17 protein-coding genes are annotated in these 17,069 nt (G+C 62.9%); 10 read left to right on the forward strand and 7 right to left on the reverse strand.

Annotation, left to right across the window (positions count from 1 at the left end; genetic code table 11):
- Positions 1-6 precede the first annotated feature (6 nt).
- The 4 genes from ACFQ6H_RS07330 (at position 7) to ACFQ6H_RS07345 (ending at position 3,079) form a co-directional block, all read left to right on the forward strand.
- Positions 7-768 (forward strand): LamB/YcsF family protein, encoded by a 762-nt coding sequence (locus ACFQ6H_RS07330; protein WP_378645036.1) that lies wholly within the window; start codon positions 7-9, stop codon positions 766-768.
- Positions 765-1,379: a 5-oxoprolinase subunit PxpB gene (pxpB, locus tag ACFQ6H_RS07335; RefSeq protein WP_378645038.1), complete on the forward strand. Its 615-nt coding sequence runs from the start codon at positions 765-767 to the stop codon at positions 1,377-1,379. The genes ACFQ6H_RS07330 and pxpB overlap by 4 nt, the downstream gene beginning before the upstream one ends.
- Before the next feature lie 57 nt (positions 1,380-1,436).
- Positions 1,437-2,309 carry a biotin-dependent carboxyltransferase family protein gene (locus tag ACFQ6H_RS07340; RefSeq protein ID WP_378645040.1) on the forward strand — a complete coding sequence of 291 codons (873 nt, stop codon included), beginning with the start codon at positions 1,437-1,439 and terminating at the stop codon, positions 2,307-2,309.
- Between the two features lie 77 nt (positions 2,310-2,386).
- Complete coding sequence (locus tag ACFQ6H_RS07345) at positions 2,387-3,079, forward strand: LpqN/LpqT family lipoprotein (RefSeq protein WP_378645043.1); 693 nt, start codon at positions 2,387-2,389, stop codon at positions 3,077-3,079.
- An 88-nt stretch (positions 3,080-3,167) separates the two neighbouring features.
- Here the strand turns inward: ACFQ6H_RS07345 and ACFQ6H_RS07350 are convergent, their stop codons facing one another.
- Positions 3,168-3,893: a hypothetical protein gene (locus tag ACFQ6H_RS07350; RefSeq protein ID WP_378645045.1), complete on the reverse strand. Its 726-nt coding sequence runs from the start codon at positions 3,891-3,893 to the stop codon at positions 3,168-3,170.
- A 306-nt stretch (positions 3,894-4,199) separates the two neighbouring features.
- Between ACFQ6H_RS07350 and ACFQ6H_RS07355 the strand changes: the two genes are divergently transcribed.
- Positions 4,200-4,919, forward strand: a complete 720-nt coding sequence (locus tag ACFQ6H_RS07355) for a hypothetical protein (protein ID WP_378645048.1) — start codon at positions 4,200-4,202, stop codon at positions 4,917-4,919.
- Positions 4,920-5,090: 171 nt separating this feature from the next.
- Positions 5,091-5,888 (forward strand): helix-turn-helix domain-containing protein, encoded by a 798-nt coding sequence (locus ACFQ6H_RS07360; RefSeq protein ID WP_378639207.1) that lies wholly within the window; start codon positions 5,091-5,093, stop codon positions 5,886-5,888.
- Between the two features lie 38 nt (positions 5,889-5,926).
- Here the strand turns inward: ACFQ6H_RS07360 and ACFQ6H_RS07365 are convergent, their stop codons facing one another.
- Positions 5,927-6,916, reverse strand: coding sequence for an ABC transporter substrate-binding protein (locus tag ACFQ6H_RS07365; protein ID WP_378546358.1), 990 nt, complete (start codon positions 6,914-6,916; stop codon positions 5,927-5,929).
- A gap of 199 nt (positions 6,917-7,115) precedes the next feature.
- On the opposite strand from ACFQ6H_RS07365, the gene ACFQ6H_RS07370 reads away from it, so the two are divergent.
- Entirely contained in the window at positions 7,116-8,741 is a 1,626-nt protein-coding gene (locus ACFQ6H_RS07370; protein WP_378645051.1) for an ABC transporter transmembrane domain-containing protein, read from the forward strand.
- Positions 8,738-10,519, forward strand: coding sequence for an ABC transporter ATP-binding protein (locus ACFQ6H_RS07375; protein WP_378645053.1), 1,782 nt, complete (start codon positions 8,738-8,740; stop codon positions 10,517-10,519). Before ACFQ6H_RS07370 ends, ACFQ6H_RS07375 begins: the two co-directional genes overlap by 4 nt.
- Before the next feature lie 34 nt (positions 10,520-10,553).
- Here ACFQ6H_RS07375 and rlmB read toward each other — a convergent pair whose 3' ends face one another.
- The 5 genes from rlmB to carD are packed head-to-tail and all read right to left on the reverse strand — an operon-like array spanning position 10,554 to position 14,635.
- On the reverse strand, positions 10,554-11,531 hold the full coding sequence (gene rlmB, locus ACFQ6H_RS07380) for a 23S rRNA (guanosine(2251)-2'-O)-methyltransferase RlmB (RefSeq protein WP_230816683.1): 978 nt from the start codon (positions 11,529-11,531) through the stop codon (positions 10,554-10,556).
- A 2-nt stretch (positions 11,532-11,533) separates the two neighbouring features.
- Complete coding sequence (gene cysS / locus ACFQ6H_RS07385; protein ID WP_095970890.1) at positions 11,534-12,928, reverse strand: cysteine--tRNA ligase; 1,395 nt, start codon at positions 12,926-12,928, stop codon at positions 11,534-11,536.
- Between the two features lie 11 nt (positions 12,929-12,939).
- Positions 12,940-13,416: a 2-C-methyl-D-erythritol 2,4-cyclodiphosphate synthase gene (gene ispF / locus ACFQ6H_RS07390; RefSeq protein WP_095970889.1), complete on the reverse strand. Its 477-nt coding sequence runs from the start codon at positions 13,414-13,416 to the stop codon at positions 12,940-12,942.
- A complete protein-coding gene (gene ispD, locus ACFQ6H_RS07395) occupies positions 13,417-14,124 on the reverse strand; it encodes a 2-C-methyl-D-erythritol 4-phosphate cytidylyltransferase (RefSeq protein ID WP_378645056.1) in 708 nt (235 codons plus the stop codon).
- A gap of 22 nt (positions 14,125-14,146) precedes the next feature.
- Positions 14,147-14,635, reverse strand: coding sequence for an RNA polymerase-binding transcription factor CarD (gene carD / locus ACFQ6H_RS07400; protein WP_003945666.1), 489 nt, complete (start codon positions 14,633-14,635; stop codon positions 14,147-14,149).
- Between the two features lie 265 nt (positions 14,636-14,900).
- Here carD and ACFQ6H_RS07405 point away from each other — a divergent pair, with 265 nt between their 5' ends.
- Positions 14,901-15,536 (forward strand): copper chaperone PCu(A)C, encoded by a 636-nt coding sequence (locus ACFQ6H_RS07405; RefSeq protein ID WP_021342814.1) that lies wholly within the window; start codon positions 14,901-14,903, stop codon positions 15,534-15,536.
- A 98-nt stretch (positions 15,537-15,634) separates the two neighbouring features.
- The gene (gene radA / locus ACFQ6H_RS07410; RefSeq protein ID WP_276116490.1) at positions 15,635-17,068 is read left to right on the forward strand and encodes a DNA repair protein RadA; all 1,434 of its coding nucleotides are present in this window, start codon (positions 15,635-15,637) and stop codon (positions 17,066-17,068) included.
- The last annotated feature ends 1 nt before the right edge of the window (position 17,069 follow it).

Consider the following 17,069-nt stretch of genomic DNA (forward strand, 5'->3'; position numbering starts at 1 on the left):
CGAGGTATGGGCTACAGCGTTGATCTGAACAGCGACCTCGGCGAGGGCTTCGGAGCCTGGACCCTGGGCGACGACGACGCGATGCTCGAACTCGTCACAAGCGCGAACATCGCCTGTGGATTCCACGCCGGCGACCCGACGACACTGTTGGCGACATGCGAATCCGCAGCCACCCGCGGCGTACGGATCGGCGCGCAGGTGGGGTACCGCGACCTCGCCGGTTTCGGCAGACGTTTCATCGACGTCTCTCCGAAGGACCTGACCGCCGACGTCATTTATCAAATAGGGGCGCTCGACGGTTTGGCTCGTGTCGCCGGATCGCGGGTCACGTACGTCAAACCCCACGGCGCGCTCTACAACGCGATAGTTCATCATCGTCGGCAAGCACGGGCCGTGGTCGCGGCTGTCGTCGCCTACGACAGTTCGCTACCAGTACTCGGACTGCCGGGTTCGGTGTTTCTGGAAGAGGCTCGCGAGGCCGGACTCGACATCGTCGCCGAGGCTTTTGCCGATCGCGCGTACACGGCGGAAGGCACCTTGGTCCCCCGCACCGAGTCGGGCGCCGTTCTGCACGACCCGACGCTTGTTGCAGAACGGGTTCGGCGAATGGTCGTCGACGGCGAGTTGGACGCAGTCGACGGGAGCACGTTGAAAGTCGCTGCCGCATCGGTGTGCGTGCACGGTGACAGTCCGGCAGCCGTCGACATGGCCGTGGCAATCCGTGCTCTCCTCGAATCTTCCGACGTCGAGATCACGCCGTTCACATGATCACGATCCTGCCCGCCGGTGAATCCGCAGTCCTCGTCGAATACGACGAACTGCTGAACGTGTTGGGCAACTTCAGGGCCCTCGACGCCAGTCGGATCCCCGGGGTGATCGACTTGATTCCTGCGGCGCGAACCATCTTGATCGAGTACGACAACACGATCACCGGGCACCAATTCGTGGAGAAATGGGTGCGCGGTGCCGTACCGATCGAACTGACGGCCGACGAGAGCGGACCTGCCGTCGAGATTCCGGTCAGCTACGACGGCGCCGACCTTGCAGAAGTGGGCAAGCTGACCGGACTCGGGGTCGACGGTGTGATCGACGCTCACGCGTCTGCGACCTGGACCGTCGCGTTCATCGGTTTCGCCCCCGGCTTCGCGTATCTGACCAGCAGCGAGACAAGGCTGGAGGTTCCACGTCGATCGGACCCGCGCAGGCAGGTCCCGGCCGGGGCAGTCGGATTGGCCGGCCCGTTCACGGGCGTCTACCCACGTAGTTCCCCAGGCGGCTGGCAGTTGATCGGAACCACGGAACTGTCGGTGTGGGATGCCGAACGCCGCCCGCCGGCGTTGCTTCTACCCGGCACCACGGTCACCTTTGTCCGTGCGTGAATTTGATGCCCTCATGATTTCGGTGTCTTCACCGCGATGTTGCGGGAGAATGGATTCATGGCCTGGCTCGAGGTAGTGCGTACCGGCCCGCTCGCCACAGTTCAAGACCGCGGGCGGACAGGCTACGGCGCCCTCGGGGTCGGCAGATCCGGGGCCGTCGACATGATCGCGCACGACAGCGCGAACAGACTTGTAGGCAACACTTTTCGAGCAGCAACCATCGAAGTCACCACTGGCGGTTTCGCTATGCGAGCCGTCGGATCGATGACGGTCGCAGTGACGGGCGCGCGGGTAGCGCTGACCGTCGACGGACAGCCGGTGCCTGACTACTCGAGCATGCACCTCAACGGTGGCAGTATTCTCGAATTAGGTTACAGTACAACTGGTTTGAGAACGTACATCTCCGCACGCGGCGGCATCGACGTCCCGCAGGTACTCGGCAGCAGATCCACCGACACGCTCTCCGGACTCGGGCCGCCGCCGCTCACCGTCGGCGATCACCTCCTCCTCGGGGCCGAGGAAGGGACGTGGCCCACCGAAGAGTTGATTCCACCGCCGGCCCCTCCACTCGGCGCAGTTCCACTCGAGATCACGCTCGGCCCACGAAATTCCTGGTTCACTGCCGCATCCGTTCAGGCGCTCCTTCACACCGCCTGGAAAGTCACCGAACACACCAATCGCGTCGGTGTCCGGTTACAGGGCCAAGGGCCTCTGCATCGCTCACGCACAGAGGAACTGCCGAGCGAAGGCGTCGTCGTGGGGTCCATCCAGGTGCCACCAGGCGGAGCGCCCGTCGTATTTCTCGCCGACCATCCCGTGACCGGCGGATACCCCGTCATCGCCGTCGTCTCCGACGCGGGGATTGCGTCGCTGGCACAGCTGCGGCCCGGCAGCACCATTACCTTCAAGGCCACTACCAGGCCGTCGTAGCGCTGATAGTCTCAGCCGCGCCAGCAACGCTGCCGGCGGCGCTCGGCCGTCACCAGAACCTGAAGGACTGTCACACTATGAGCCCTAAGAGCAGCACACTTGCTCTCGGAATAGCGTCACTGATCACTGCTGCACTCGTCCTGTCCGGATGCAGCAGTTCGGAAAGCGGCGACGCCGTCTCCAGTGATACCAACACCAGCGAGACCACCGCTTCCGAAAGTTCTGCATCCTCGCCGTCTGCCGCTGTCGCGACGCCGACCTTGCGGGACGGAACACCGTTCATCGGTGAGCGGACGACGATCGAAACCGGCGACGACCCCGAAGCGCCGAGCATCAGTGTCAGCCTCCCGCCGAGCTGGACTCACGGCGAGAACATCCCTGCCGGCGTTACGGATGCGTTGTCCAGCAACAGCCGCGAACCCAGCGGCTTCATGCCGAACACCACCGTGACGGTCGAAAACCAAGGCACCGCAACAAAAGACGAGGTTCTTGCCGCCGCGCGTGAAACAATCGCCACTCTCGACGGGTGGACCGAGGTGAAGTACACCGAGATCGACGTCGACGGACAGCGGGGATTCCGCCTCTCCGGAACCTGGACCGCTCCAAATGTGGACGTTCCGCTGTACGCCGTCATGACAGTTGTCGCATACCAAACCGACGACAACTCGCCGGTCTACTTGGTCAGCTTCGCAAACCAGTTCACCGATACGACAAACATGCAGACGTCCAACCAGGTGGAGGAAATCAACACTTCCATCGAATTCGGCTGAGCACTTGATGGTTTGAATACCTGATCACCGAACAACAGCGGCGGGCCGAGACTTCGACAGTCACGGCCCGCCGTTTCACAACTCTCGACTAGCTCGAGCCGAACAGGCCGCTGAGGGAACCGAGACCACCACTCAACGAGCCGAGTGATCCGCTTCCTCCACCGGTTCCGGGGCCAGTGGGATCAACGGGATCGACGGGATCGACCGGATCGACGGGATCGACGGGATCGACTGGGTCAACCGGGTCGACCGCATCCGCGGCGCGGACAGTGATGGACGGTCCCACGTTGGCGAAATTCGCACTCGACTGGAATCCGTTGCCCATCACCGTGGCACCTACCGCCAATCCACTTCCGTACACGGTTCCCGGCGCACACGAAGCAGTGACCGTGTAGCTGGTCTTCATGGTCACCGGTTTGCTTCCGTTGTTGATCCAGCCGGCACTGGTCACTTGGAGCGTCGTGGCTGTCAGTTCCGGTGTTTCCGTGGTTTCGGTCATCGTCCCGCCAACGTGAAACTTCGTGACCTTCGCCGAACCCGGGACAAAGGTCAAGCATGCGGCATGAGTCTCGGTGAACCTGCTGATATATCCGTCGATTCCGCTCTTCTTCGACACTGTCGTGTAGGTGATCGTGTCGCCGATCTTCGGGGACGCGTTGTCCACGGTGCGAGTAAATGTGTAGGCACCAGAAGTTGCAGTCTCGGCAGTCGCGACCCCAGCGCTGAAAGTGCTTGCACCCACAGCCAGAGCGATCGCCCCCAGCCCGACGCCTACAGTGGACAGATTCCGATTCCTGGATCCAACCTTCGTCACGAAACATCTCCGCTCTTTACAGTTCCAGGACAACCGATTTCGTCGATTACTGGAACTTGTTACAACCCGACTCCCGAAGTACGATACAGGCGACCTGGACATTCGCCCAGCTTTTCGTCAAAATTGTCAGCACTCAGTTATCGACAGGCAACCTAGCCGAGAAAAAGCTTCTCAAACCGGACTTTTCCGTAAATTTTGCCCAACTTCTACATGAGCAAGCGTCCGATAGATTTCAATGGTTACCGCGGCGCAACCTTTGAAGAGTCACCACATCGCCGCCGCCGAACCCCTCGAACGGAGAACTTCATGTCACGTTTTTCAATGCGCAAAACACTCACCGGAGTAGCAATCGCTGCGTTGGCCACCAGCGGACTTTTCATGAGCGCAGGCACCGCAAGCGCTGATGCAGCCCACCCTTCCTCTGCGACCGTCAACTCCTCCAACGTCCGGATCACCAAGAGCATCGTCGGCGACGGCGAAGTTGCACCCGGCGGCAAGGTCACCGTGCGCACCGTGATCTCTACGACCGGCCACCCCGAGCGCTACGTCAATCAGTTCGTCGATCGCTACCCCGCCACGTTCAAGTACATCCAGAACACCGCGACGGTGAACGCGTGGCATTTGGTCGGTGGCCAGAAGACCGAATCCGTCACGCCGTCTGTCGATACGACCAACCGCACCGTCAACATTCCGAGCACCGGTTGGCTGATTTCCCCCACCGGTAGCAAGACCGTGACGATCGAGGCGCAGTACCTCGTCGCCGATGATGCACCGATCGGTTCGTACCAGGAACTCTCCAGCTCGATCGGTATCTCGCTGTTCAGCACCGATCAGAACATCAGCGGCGTCTACGCCAAGATCCGCGCCAAGAACCCCGGCGAGGCAGCCGCATCGGGCTCGGCAGATCTGGGCTTCGGCTCTTCTGACGGCGAGGGCGGAACCGGTTCGGCCGGCTCCTCCATCCTGGACAACCCGGCCGGCTTCATCTCCGACATCATCAGCGGTGTCCTGGCCAACGGCAGCTGATTCGCCCGCTCCACCTGTAAACACTCCGTCGGGGAATGTGTTCGAGGGTGGCATCGAGTCTTCGGACCCGATGCCACCCTCGAACTTTTGTGGCGATCACACTCCGTCGCGCCCGCATCATAGAACCAAATAGGAAAGCATTACCTAAGTCATTCGCGGTATGATCCAGCGATGAGTTCCACAGGATTTCCGTACTGGGCTGTGCCGGCAGGCCGGTACGTTCCGCTCCCTTTCTCCATGACCACGTCCACCATCGGGCGCGATCAGAAGCGGGCGTGGCGTGAGATCCGCCATCCCGAACACGAACTCCTCTGGGGCGCTTCCGGAGAGATGAGCGCCTACATCGACGACGTTCGTTGGCAGATCCCACCGACGGTCGGCATGTGGATTCCGGCCGGAACTCCACGGCGCATCACGCTCGGCGCATCCACTGAGGCTCGCTTCACGTACTTCCGACCCGAGTCGTTCCCCCACCCGTGGACAAAACCCGCAATCATCGGCATCGACGACGTGGTCAAGACGATGCTCATCCACCTCCACCAGCGAAATATGCCGCCCGAGGCTCGCTTGCGCGCCGAATCAGTAGTCTTCGACACGCTCGCGCCCATCGAGGCGGCCGATGTCGCAGTGCCGATGCCCGCTGATCCCCGGGCCCTCGCCGTTGCACACCGGTTGATCGCCGACCCCGCCGATCAACGCGGACTTGCCGATTGGGCCTATGTGGTCGGCGGAAGCCCCCGCACCCTGAGCCGCGTGTTCGCTCAAGGCACGGGGATGTCCTTCACCGAGTGGAGGATTCAAGTTCGCGTCCGCGCTGCGATGTCCTATCTCGCTGCGGGCGTTCCTGTTTCGACGGTGAGCCGCCGTGTCGGGTACGAAACCCCCAGCGCCTTCACCAGCGTGTTCCGCAAGGTCACCGGACGGACACCGAAGAACTATTACTCGGATGCGTGCGAATTGTCGGCCTAGCTGGTCAGAATCATCAGCTGGGCAGAAGTATCAGTCGGTCAGAACCCGTTCATCTTCGAGACCAGTTCGGCGAAGGCATATTTCACGCTCAGCGACGTGGGTGAGGCCAGTGCCATGACTCGGGCCAGGCCGAGCTGCTGAATCAGCCTGCCCTCCTTGACCGCCGGCAGGTCGGCAAACAACTTGTCTCCCATCAATCCGGGGAGCCCCTGGCCACTCGCGTCGTTGAGCACGATAACGTCCGCGCCCAGTTCGTTGAACTGTTCGCGCGATGCGGTGACGGAACCCTGCGTGTCGCCGCACAGCCCTGCGCTTCCGGCCGACTGCTTCAGTCCGAGCTGGGTCATCAGGATGACTCGGCCGTCGTCGGCGCAGTAATTGGTGAGGCCGTCGATGTTTCCCGAGAGGAAGGTCAAGGTCTTCCCGTTCAGATTCGGGGAGCCCGCGGCGAGGTCGGCTATGGACTCGTCGGTTTCCTCGATCAGCTCAGCCGCCCGCTTCGGTTGACCGAGCACTGAACCGATGGTCGACAACTGTTCCTGCCACGTGGTCGCCCATGCAGTCTCCTTGAACGGAATCGTGGGTGCGATCTGAGTCAGACGTGCATAGTCGTCTTCGGTGATTCCGGAGACCACCGCGATGATCACGTCCGGCTCCAATGCCAGGATCTGCTCGAACGGCACACCGGACGTGCTGTCGAGCAACGTCGGTTCGGCATCGCCCAACAATTCTTCGTCCCACGGCAGGATTCCGCTCTCCAAGCCTGCCCCACTGAACGACTCCATGGCGACGGGCGTCTTACCCAGTGCAAGGACCGAATCCTGGCTGTTCCAACCGATGGTCACGATCCGCTGAGGTTCGGTCTCGATGGTGGTCGAGCCGTACGCGTGGTCGATGGTGGCCGGCAGCGCACCGGTCTCGGCCAACTGCGTCGTATCCTCCGACGCAGTTGACTCGGTGCTGCTCTGGCAGCCTGCGAGCAGGGCAATTGCGGCCAACGCAGCCACTATTCGGGTAGTGCTTTTCATCTTCTGTCAGCTCTCTTCGCAAACGTACTTGTTTCGACCAGGCAGGTATATCGAGACCTGATCCCGGTAATGGGGTCTCGATGCTCCATCTGTCCGCTGCCGCGTAGCCCTTGGCATCTACGAGCACTTTCCGTACCTCCACCGGCTCTACCGTAGAACTGCACAACGAGTGTTCGGATCTGGGCGAGGAGTTTCACGAGTGTCAGCGCTGCCCGAAACTCGTACCGGTCCGATGGAGATGATCAGAACCGGATCGTTCTCCTCCGGACGCGGCCCGCGACTGGTTGCAGCCGTCACCGGTCAGGCGTCGTACCAGGTCGCTCAAGCCCTCATTCCGGTGCTGATCGGCACCGTCGTCGATCGGGCAATCGGAAAGTCCGACAGCACAGCACTTCTCGTGTGGCTGGCGGTGCTGTGCGCTCTGTTCGTCGGACTCGCCCTGTCGTGGCGCGTCGCAGTTCGCCTGAACACACAGGTCTTCGTCTACGGCGAACACGACCTACGACTGAACGCTGCCAGACGGGTACTCGATGCCAGGGGTATGCAAGCTCAGCGTTCGACGGGTGAAGTTCTCACCATCTCCACTTCGGACGCCTCGCACGTCTCGGGCTTCTCTTGGGTTGTCGCCGAGCAGGGCTCAGCTTTCGCAGGGCTTGCCGCGGCAGTGATTTCGCTTGCATTCGTATCGTGGCCGCTGGCACTGATCGTCGTCCTCATCACGGCTGCGCAGCTCGTTTTCATCCACAAGATCAGCGGTCCACTGGACGAGCGTGTGTATGCAGAGCAGAAGAAGGCAGCCGAGGCAGGCATGCTCGCAACTGATTTCACGCTCGGACTGCGAGTGCTCAAAGGCTTCGGAGCCGAGCCCACTGCTCTCTCCCGATACGTCCATGCCAGCCGGGAGTCGATGAACGCAGCGATCCGGACGGTCAGGGCAATGTCCAGTCTGACCGCGCTCAACTCAGGGGTCTCCGCGTTGGTACTGGCGTCAGTCGCATTGGGTGCCGCGTGGATGGCGCATCAAGGCACGATCACCGTGGGTAACTTCGTCACCGTGGTCGGCCTGAGCAGAGTGATTGCCGGGCCGATGGAAACGCTGGGATTCTTCGGTGCCGAACTCGCTGCCAAGCGGGGCTCCGCGCGCAGACTGTCCGAACTCCTGGCCGAACCGCACCTGATCGATTCGCTGCTCTCCACGGCCCCGATCAGCTCCGACAGAAGTGAAGACGCCCTGCTGATTTCGGCAGACAACGGAACCGTCGTCTCAGCTCGCCGCGGAGAAGTGGTGGGCGTGCGCGCTGACGATTCCGCTGACCGGCTGGCACGACAACTCGCCTACCAGACCCCGCTCGTCCCCGACTGCTACTTCGTATTCGGCACCGATGCAACCGAACTCGGTCCGGACGGAGTTCGCGATCAGGTGTTCGTCTCCGCTCACGAAGGAACCGTGTTCACAGGCACCGTCTTCGACAATCTGGCTGCACCGAGCGTCGACTCGTCGGCAATGACGTCATCTGCACTCGACGACGTGTTGACGCATCTGCCCGACGGCCACCTCTCCGAGGTAGGTGAGCAAGGAAAGAAGCTCTCCGGGGGTCAACGCCAACGTCTTCTCCTCGCCCGCGCTCTCCATCAACCCCAGCCGATCCTGGTCCTTCACGAACCCACCACTTCCGTGGATTCTGTCACCGAACATCGAATTGCACACTCACTGAGAAACTTTCCCGACAAGGCCATTCTGGTGATCACCTCGAGTCCGACCCTGCTCCATTCGTGCGACCGCGTCGTGACGATCGACGACGCGCGGGACGGAGACTCGCTGTGACCGCAACTCTTCCGGATGCATCTGCTGCTCCGGTTGTATCTGCCCTGCCGATCGCGTCGACCAAGCAGACCGTCCGCGCATTGATCGCACTGCTTCGCCCACGCAAGCGAGCACTCGCACTCACGACCGTCGTACTTCTCTCCGCTACGGCCTGCGGCCTGTCCACCCCCGCGCTGCTCGGACTCATGGTCGATGCGGTCACGGAGGGCAAGCCGTTTGTCTCACTTCTACGTATCACCGCGTTCATGCTCGGCGCAGCGGCCGCAGGAGTCGCGCTGACCTGGTGGAGCACACAGCTTCTCGCGAAAGTCGCGCAGAACGTGCTGGCCGATCTTCGTGAGGACGTGTTCGCCGCTACGCTCGCGCAGCCGTCGTCGCTGGTCGAGGATGCCGGAACCGGCGATCTGATTTCCCGGGTCTCGGGTGACGTCGAAGCGGTCAACACCGTCATCGCTCGGGTGCTACCCGCAACGGTATCGGCCCTGTTCATGATTTCGCTGACGCTTGTCGGTGTGGGAGTGATCGATTGGCGCTTCACCCTGGCCATCGTTGCGGTCGCGCCGATCCACTATTTTGCTCTTCGTCATTTCCTCCGACGCTCCGGACCCGTCTACCGACGCTCCCGCGCTGCGCAGGCCAGGCGGGGACAGCAGCTCATCGAAACTCTGGGTGGCGCAGGCACTGTCACTGCCCTACGGAGAACTGACGAGCACATCGGCCGAATCGCCGCGACCTCCGAGCATGCCATCAGCTTCGACATGCAGGCAGTTCGGCTGCGTACCAACTTCTTCGCTCAACTGAACGGCGCCGAACTACTCGGATTGGCCGCCGTCCTGAGCGTCGGCTACTGGCTCGTGACCACGGGATCGGTGTCCATCGGGGCCGCTACCGCCGCCGCGCTCTACTTCCACAGTCTGTTCAGCCCCATCGCGGTATTTCTCTCCAACATCGACGAATTGCAGGATGCTGGTGCCAGCTTGGCTCGCCTGATCGGTGTCACCGCGATGCCCGGGCGTCCTTCGACCATTCCTGCCCCGGCTCGGTCCGAACCCATCGGCGTCGAGGTGGACCGGGTTTCTTACTCGTACAACAACTCCACCCCTGTCATCGATTCGATCTCGATCGCCATCGCACCGGGGGAACGAATCGCCGTCGTCGGAAGCAGCGGCGCCGGAAAGACCACACTCGCCAAACTGATTGCCGGCATCATTCCCGTCGGAGACGGGCGAATCACCGTCGACGGCATACCGATCGACGACCTCAGTGATGCCGAACTTCGGCACAAAATCGTCCTGGTCAGCCAGGAAGTTCACGTGTTCGTCGGGACGATCGCCGACGATCTCCGGTTGTGCGCACCCGATTCGGACGATGCGAAGATCGCCGAAGTCGTCGAAACGATGAAAGCTCAATGGATTCACGAGCTTCCGGAAGGGATCGAGACCCGAGTCGGCGCCGGCGGGTACCAATTGACTGCGGCTCAGGCACAGCACATAGCCCTCGTCCGACTGGCTCTGCTCGATCCACCCGTCGTCATCCTCGACGAGGCCACTGCCGAAGCCGGAACCACCGCAGCAGGTCTGCTCGATCAGGCGGCCGAGCTCGCGGTCAGCGCCAGGACTGCTGTGGTGATAGCGCACCGCCTGAGCCAAGCAGTCCGCGCCGATCGGATACTCGTCATGAGCGGTGGCCGCGTAGTCGAGAGCGGGACACATGACGAACTGATCGGCGCGGACGGTTCCTACGCTGCACTGTGGGAAGCCTGGTCGGTCCGGAGCTAGAACCCCGCCAGGCTCACCTGAAAGCCGTTACAACTCAGCTGCTACGACGCCTGCGGGCGATGTCCGCCAGGACAACTCCGGCGGCAACCGACGCGTTGAGCGACTCGACCGGACCGGCCATCGGAATCGAGAGGATCGCGTCGCAGTTCTCGCGGACGAGACGTGAAAGACCCTTGCCCTCGGAACCGACCACGATCACCACAGGACCGCTGCCGTCGAAATCGTCGAGAGTGGTGTCGCCGCCGGCGTCGAGACCGACGACCTGAACACCCTTCGACGCCCAGTCCTTGAGCGTGCGAGTGAGGTTGGTGGCCCGCGCAATCGGCAGACGAGCGGCAGCGCCGGCGCTGGTACGCCAAGCAACAGCACTCACGCTCGCGCTACGGCGCTCCGGAATCACGACGCCGTGTCCACCGAAAGCTGCGACCGAGCGCACAACGGCACCCAGGTTGCGGGGATCGGTGATGTTGTCCAGCGCGACGAGCAGCGGCGGCTCGGCGTGCTTACGTGCCTCGGACAGAAGATCGTCCGGATGCGCGTAGCGGTACGGCGGAACCTGCAGAGCGATGCCTTGGTGAAGACCGTTGGCGCTGAGGCGATCGAGATCCGAGCGCGGCACCTCGAGGATGGAGATACCGGCGTCGGCAGCCCGCTGAACAGATTCCTTCAACCGGTCGTCGCTCTCGGTACCGACAGCCACCCACAGCGCCGTCGCCGGAACACCCGCGCGCAGGCACTCCACCACCGGGTTGCGACCGAGCACGGTTTCGGGACCGTCGAGAACCTTGCGGCCCGGACCCGGACGGCCACCGCGGCCCTGGTTCTGCTTCTCGTCGGCCCGGGCGGCGCGCGCTGCACGCTTCGCCGCGGGGTGCTTGGTGCGTGCCTCGGCGGGAGGCGTAGCACCGCGGCCGGCGAGACCACGCTTGTGCTGGCCACCGGAACCGGCAACCTGGCCCTTCTTGGTGCCGCCCTTACGGACTGCGCCGCGCCTGCTCGAGTTTCCAGCCATTGTTACTGCCCTGCCTTAAGGGACCATTCGGGTCCGTCGGGAGTATCGGTTACTTCGATACCCGCCTTGATGAGGCGATCACGGACCTCGTCCGCCACCGCCCAGTTCTTTTCCGTACGTGCCTGCTGCCGACGATCGAGATCAGCCCGCACCAACACGTCCAAAGCTTCCATTGCCGTCTCGGTGTCGCCACCGGACTGCGTCCAATGCTCGTCGAGTGGGTCGACGCCCAGGATCGCGAGCATGGCCCGCACCTGGCCGGCAGCCACCCGAGCCGCGTCGAGATCACCGGCAGCAAGCGCGGAATTACCCTCGCTCGCCTTGCCGTGGATCTCGGCCAACGCGATCGGCACCGACAAGTCGTTGTCGAGAGCCGCCGCGAAACCTTCGGTCCACGTACCGAGTTCGACGCCACCTGCGCGCTTGTGTGTGCGCAGGACAAACGACTCGAGCCCCTGGTAGGACTTCGCACTTTCGTCCAATGCCTCGTCGGAGTACTCGAGGTTGGAACGGTAGTGCGCACTACCGAGGTAATACCGAAGTTCTTGCGGGCGAACCTTCTTGAGCACGTTCGGCACCGAGAGAACATTGCCCAACGACTTGGACATCTTCTCGCCACTCATCGTGACCCAGCCGTTGTGCAACCAGTACTGAGCGAAATCGTCGCCGGCGCACTTGGCCTGAGCGATTTCGTTCTCGTGGTGAGGGAAGACGAGATCGCGTCCACCGCAATGTATGTCGAATGCCGCGCCGAGGTAGAACTCCGCCATGGCCGAGCACTCGAGGTGCCAGCCCGGACGGCCGGGTCCCCACGGTGTCGGCCACGAGGGCTCACCGGGCTTGACGGCCTTCCAGAGAGTGAAGTCGCGGGGATCGCGCTTTCCCTCGGCGGCACTCTCGCCCTGATGGACGTCGTCGAGTTTGTGGCCGGACAGTGCGCCGTACTCGGGGTAGCTCTGTACGTCGAAGTAGACGTCACCGCCCGCCGCGTACGCGTGGCCGTTCTCGATCAGGCGTTCCATCATCTCGACCATCTGCGTCACGTGACCGGTGGCCCGCGGCTCGATGGACGGGGGAAGCACACCCAATTGGTCGTACGCCCACGTGAACGAACGCTCGAACGTCGTCGCCCACTCCCACCAAGGTCGGCCGGCGTCGGCGGCCTTGTTGAGGATCTTGTCGTCGATGTCCGTCACGTTGCGCACGAAGGCAACGTCGTTGCCGTGCGCCAACAGCCAGCGTCGCAGCACGTCGAAAGCGACGCCGCTGCGAACGTGTCCGATGTGAGGATCACCCTGAACTGTCGCCCCACACAGGTACACCGATGCATGTCCGGGGGCCAACGGGACAAAATCCCGAAGGGCCCGCGTACCGGTGTCGTATAGGCGCAGGGTCACGACCAGCGATCTTACCTGTCGTGTTCGGTTGTCATGACCAACGCGGTGGCCATGGCGGCGATCCCCTCGCCGCGACCGGTCAAGCCGAGGCCGTCCGTGGTGGTCGCGGACACCGAAACCGGGGCGCCGAGGATGTCCGAGAGCACCCTCTGCGCCTCGTCGCGTCGCGGCCCGATCTTCGGACGGTTACCGATGACCTGCACTGCTGCGTTGCCGACGGTGAACTGGTTCTCCTCGAGCAGTCGGCGAACCTCGGCCAACATTCGAGCGCCGCTCACGCCGTCCCACTCGGGCCTGCCGGTGCCGAAAACCGAACCGAGGTCTCCGAGGCCCGCCGCGGAGAGCAACGCGTCACAGAGCGCGTGGACGGCGACGTCGCCGTCCGAATGCCCTGAGCACCCGTCTGCTTCCTCGAACAGCAACCCCGCCATCCAGCAAGGTCGGCCCACCTCGATGGGGTGGACATCCGTGCCGAGACCGACGCGCATCTAATTTCCGTTCCGTGAGTCCGAACTCAACTCTGTCTCCTCTGTCTCCGAGATCAGGAGCGCCCGTGCAAGGACGAGGTCGAGCGGGGTGGTGATCTTGAAGGCGAGAGCGTCGCCGGGAATCGTCTGGACCGAAACACCGAGACGCTCGACCAGAGCGGCATCGTCGGTCGCGGCGACATCACCGACCTCGTACGCACTCCGCAGGACGTCGGTGGAGAAGCCCTGAGGAGTTTGAACCGCACGCAACTCCGATCGAAGAGGCGTACCGGTGACTGCGCCGAGTACGTCGACCGACTTGATCGTGTCGGTAACCGGAAGTACCGGAATGACCGCGGAGTTGCCGGCCTGGAGAGTTTCGACGACACGTGCGATCAGCGCCGGCGGCGTCAATGCCCGCGCGGCGTCGTGCACGAGTACAAAATCCGCGTCACCGGCAGCACTGAGGCCGGCTCGAACCGAATCGGTTCTTTCGGCGCCACCACCGACGACGTCGACGTCCGCTGCGAGACCGAGGTCGGCCACGACGGATTCGACCAGCTCAGGCGGCACAATGACAACAACGCGGTCGATCGCTCCGGATTTCCGGAGTCCATCGACCGCGCGTGCAAGCATGGTGCACCCACCGAGTTCGACGAATGCCTTGGGCAATTTCTCGCCCAAACGCACTCCCCGACCTGCAGCAGGTACCAGGGCTACTACTGCCACTGTCAGCTTTGTTGTATTACCGTCAGGACGCGGCCGCGAGGACCTCGTCGAGAATGGTCTCTGCCTTCTCGGTGTCAGTGCCCTCGGCGAGCGCGAGCTCTCCGACGAGAATCTGACGAGCCTTGGCGAGCATGCGCTTCTCACCAGCGGAAAGTCCACGGTCCTGCTCACGACGCCACAGGTCACGAACAACTTCCGCAACCTTGTTCACGTCACCTGAGGCAAGCTTCTCGAGATTTGCCTTGTATCGACGAGACCAGTTGGTGGGCTCTTCGGTGTGCGGTGCTCGCAGAACCTGGAAAACCTTGTCGAGGCCTTCTTGGCCGACCACGTCACGAACTCCGACGTACTCTGCGTTGTCTGCAGGAACCCGAACTGTGAGATCGCCTTGAGCGACCTTCAGAACCAGGTACTCCTTCTGCTCACCCTTGATGGTGCGGGTTTCGATAGCTTCGATCAGCGCCGCACCGTGATGGGGGTATACGACGGTGTCTCCGACCTTGAAAATCATGTGTCCCGTGCCCCTTTCGATTCCACTAGTTTAACACGTGAAAGAACCGACCACTCATCAACTGTGCAGGTCAGGGGCATCCTTGCTCGAGCGTAGGGGTTGACAGGGCTTGTTGTACGTGCATTCAACTGGTCTGGAGCACCCCTGTGTAACCGACTGAAAGCCCACGCAGACAACCGTTGTGGCGACCCGACGGCCAGCCTGCGGGACCTTATCTACTACTCTGCCTAGTGGAGTGCGAACCTGACGCCGTGGAGGACAAATCGTGACTGCTATCCGTAAGCCGACTCGTCGAGTCGCTACCGCCATTGCACTGGCTGCAGGCGCAGCCATCGCGCTGTCCGCTTGCGGTTCCGGACAGGTGAGCCAGACCGCCGTCCAGCAGGCCGCCGTGAACGGCAACAGCGCCAACCTCGGTGAGATCGCACTGCGCAACGTGCACATCGCTTACCCCTCGTCCGAGGAATACAGCATCGAGCCGGGCGGCAACGCCGTGCTCGCATTCACCGTCGTGAACGACAGCGCCGAGACCACGGACAAGCTCGTCAGCATCACCACCGATTACGCAGCGCGCGTCATCGCAGGTGAAGAGGTCGGCGGCTTGACGATCAAGCCGCAGACGTCACTGCAGGCCGGTCAGTTGCCCGCCGGCGAGGGCGCCGCAACCGAGGCCGAGACCCAGATCAAGAACAACGAAGAGAACGACGACGCACCCGCTGCGCTCACTCTCGTCGTTCTGCAGGACATCAAGGCAGGCGTTCGCCCGGGCTTGACCGTCCCGATCACGTTCAAGTTCGAGAAGGCCGGTTCGGTCACCGTCGACGTGCCTGTCGATGCCGGCCCGCAGCTCGAGCGCAACGAGTCGGACAAGTCGCCCGACGTTGCAGAAGCTGGGCACTGAGCCCCGAAACACCAAGGCGCACACTGCGCCTCGCAGAACAATTTCAGCATCGCACTGGAGGCGGGGTCCATGTCGGACCCCGCCTCTAGTCTGTCCCGGTGGCCAAAGTGAAATCGAACTACCGATGCTCCGAATGCCAGTCGGTAGTGCCCAAGTGGGTCGGTAGATGTCCGGACTGCGACTCGTGGGGCTCGATGACCGAGGTCGCCGTCGTCGCACCCGTCGCCAGTCGCGCCGGCGCTTCACTCGCGAAAGCGGGGTCAAGCGCCGTACTACCAACGACGCCGGCCACCCCGTTGACACAGATCGACAGCACCTCGACGCAGGCCAAGCCCACCGGAATCGGTGAGCTCGACCGCGTGCTCGGCGGTGGTGTCGTTCCGGGTTCCGTAGTTCTGCTCGCGGGAGAGCCCGGTGTCGGAAAATCGACGCTACTTCTCGAGGTCGTCTACCGCTGGGCGATGCGCAGTGCCGAAGATCGAGCGTTGTACGTCACGGGCGAGGAGTCTGCCGGTCAGGTTCGACTACGAGCAGATCGCACCAACTCGGTCCACGAGCGGATGTACCTGGCAGCAGAATCCGATCTCGCGACAATTCTCGGCCACGTCGAGCAGGTCAAGCCGACCCTGGTCATCGTCGACTCGGTGCAGACAATGCTTGCTGCCGACGTCGACGGCGTCGTCGGCGGCGTGACCCAGGTCAAGGCCGTCACCAGCGCCCTGACCTCCTTGGCCAAGGCAAGTGGCATCCCGGTGCTTCTGATCGGCCACGTCACCAAGGACGGCGCCGTCGCCGGCCCTCGCTCGCTCGAACATCTCGTGGACGTGGTCCTGCACTTCGAAGGTGACAAGCACTCCACCCTGCGCATGGTCCGTGGCGTAAAGAACAGGTTCGGCGCAGCCGACGAAGTGGGATGCTTCGAGCTGAGCGAGCAGGGCATCAACGAGATCAGCGATCCGTCCGGGCTTTTCCTGCATCACCGTGAAGAAGCCGTGGAAGGCACTGCCGTCACCGTGATGATGGACGGCAAGCGTCCTCTGCTCGGTGAAGTTCAGGCCCTCGTCGCCACCACACCCCTGCCGACACCTCGCCGAGCCGTCAGCGGGCTCGACACTGCTCGTGTGGCCATGGTTCTGGCCGTGTTGGAGCGCCGCGTCGGAGTGTCGATCTCGAAGGCCGACGTCTACGCCGCGACCGTCGGCGGTATGCGGATGACCGAGCCGGGTGCCGATCTGGCTCTCGCCATTGCAGTCGCTTCCGCCGTGAAAGCCAAACCCGTCCCCAAGGGGCTCGTCATCCTCGGCGAGGTCGGACTCGCCGGAGAGGTTCGACGAGTTGCCGGCGTGAACCGACGGCTGATCGAAGCTGCCCGATTGGGATTCACCAGCGCCATCGTGCCGGTCGATTCCGGCCCGAACATTCCCGGCATGCGCGTCAACGAAGTGGCGAATCTGGCCGAGGCGCTGGCCTACGCCGGATTGATGGGCGGCAAACAAGCCCCGTCTCGCCCCAAGCTCACACCGGTGAAGTGAT

Source organism: Rhodococcus sp. NPDC056506 (assembly GCF_042794945.1).
Taxonomy (GTDB): domain Bacteria; phylum Actinomycetota; class Actinomycetes; order Mycobacteriales; family Mycobacteriaceae; genus Rhodococcus_F.

Bases quoted from the DNA above. Each gene is read 5' to 3' on its own strand.
- ispF (WP_095970889.1), bottom strand. From the start codon at position 13,416: ATGCGCGTCGGTCTCGGCACGGATGTCCACCCCATCGAGGTGGGCCGA.
- ACFQ6H_RS07330 (WP_378645036.1), top strand. From the start codon at position 7: ATGGGCTACAGCGTTGATCTGAACAGCGACCTCGGCGAGGGCTTCGGA.
- ACFQ6H_RS07360 (WP_378639207.1), top strand. From the start codon at position 5,091: ATGAGTTCCACAGGATTTCCGTACTGGGCTGTGCCGGCAGGCCGGTAC.
- carD (WP_003945666.1), bottom strand. From the start codon at position 14,635: ATGATTTTCAAGGTCGGAGACACCGTCGTATACCCCCATCACGGTGCG.
- rlmB (WP_230816683.1), bottom strand. From the start codon at position 11,531: ATGGCTGGAAACTCGAGCAGGCGCGGCGCAGTCCGTAAGGGCGGCACC.
- ACFQ6H_RS07340 (WP_378645040.1), top strand. From the start codon at position 1,437: ATGGCCTGGCTCGAGGTAGTGCGTACCGGCCCGCTCGCCACAGTTCAA.
- ACFQ6H_RS07345 (WP_378645043.1), top strand. From the start codon at position 2,387: ATGAGCCCTAAGAGCAGCACACTTGCTCTCGGAATAGCGTCACTGATC.
- pxpB (WP_378645038.1), top strand. From the start codon at position 765: ATGATCACGATCCTGCCCGCCGGTGAATCCGCAGTCCTCGTCGAATAC.
- ACFQ6H_RS07355 (WP_378645048.1), top strand. From the start codon at position 4,200: ATGTCACGTTTTTCAATGCGCAAAACACTCACCGGAGTAGCAATCGCT.
- ACFQ6H_RS07365 (WP_378546358.1), bottom strand. From the start codon at position 6,916: ATGAAAAGCACTACCCGAATAGTGGCTGCGTTGGCCGCAATTGCCCTG.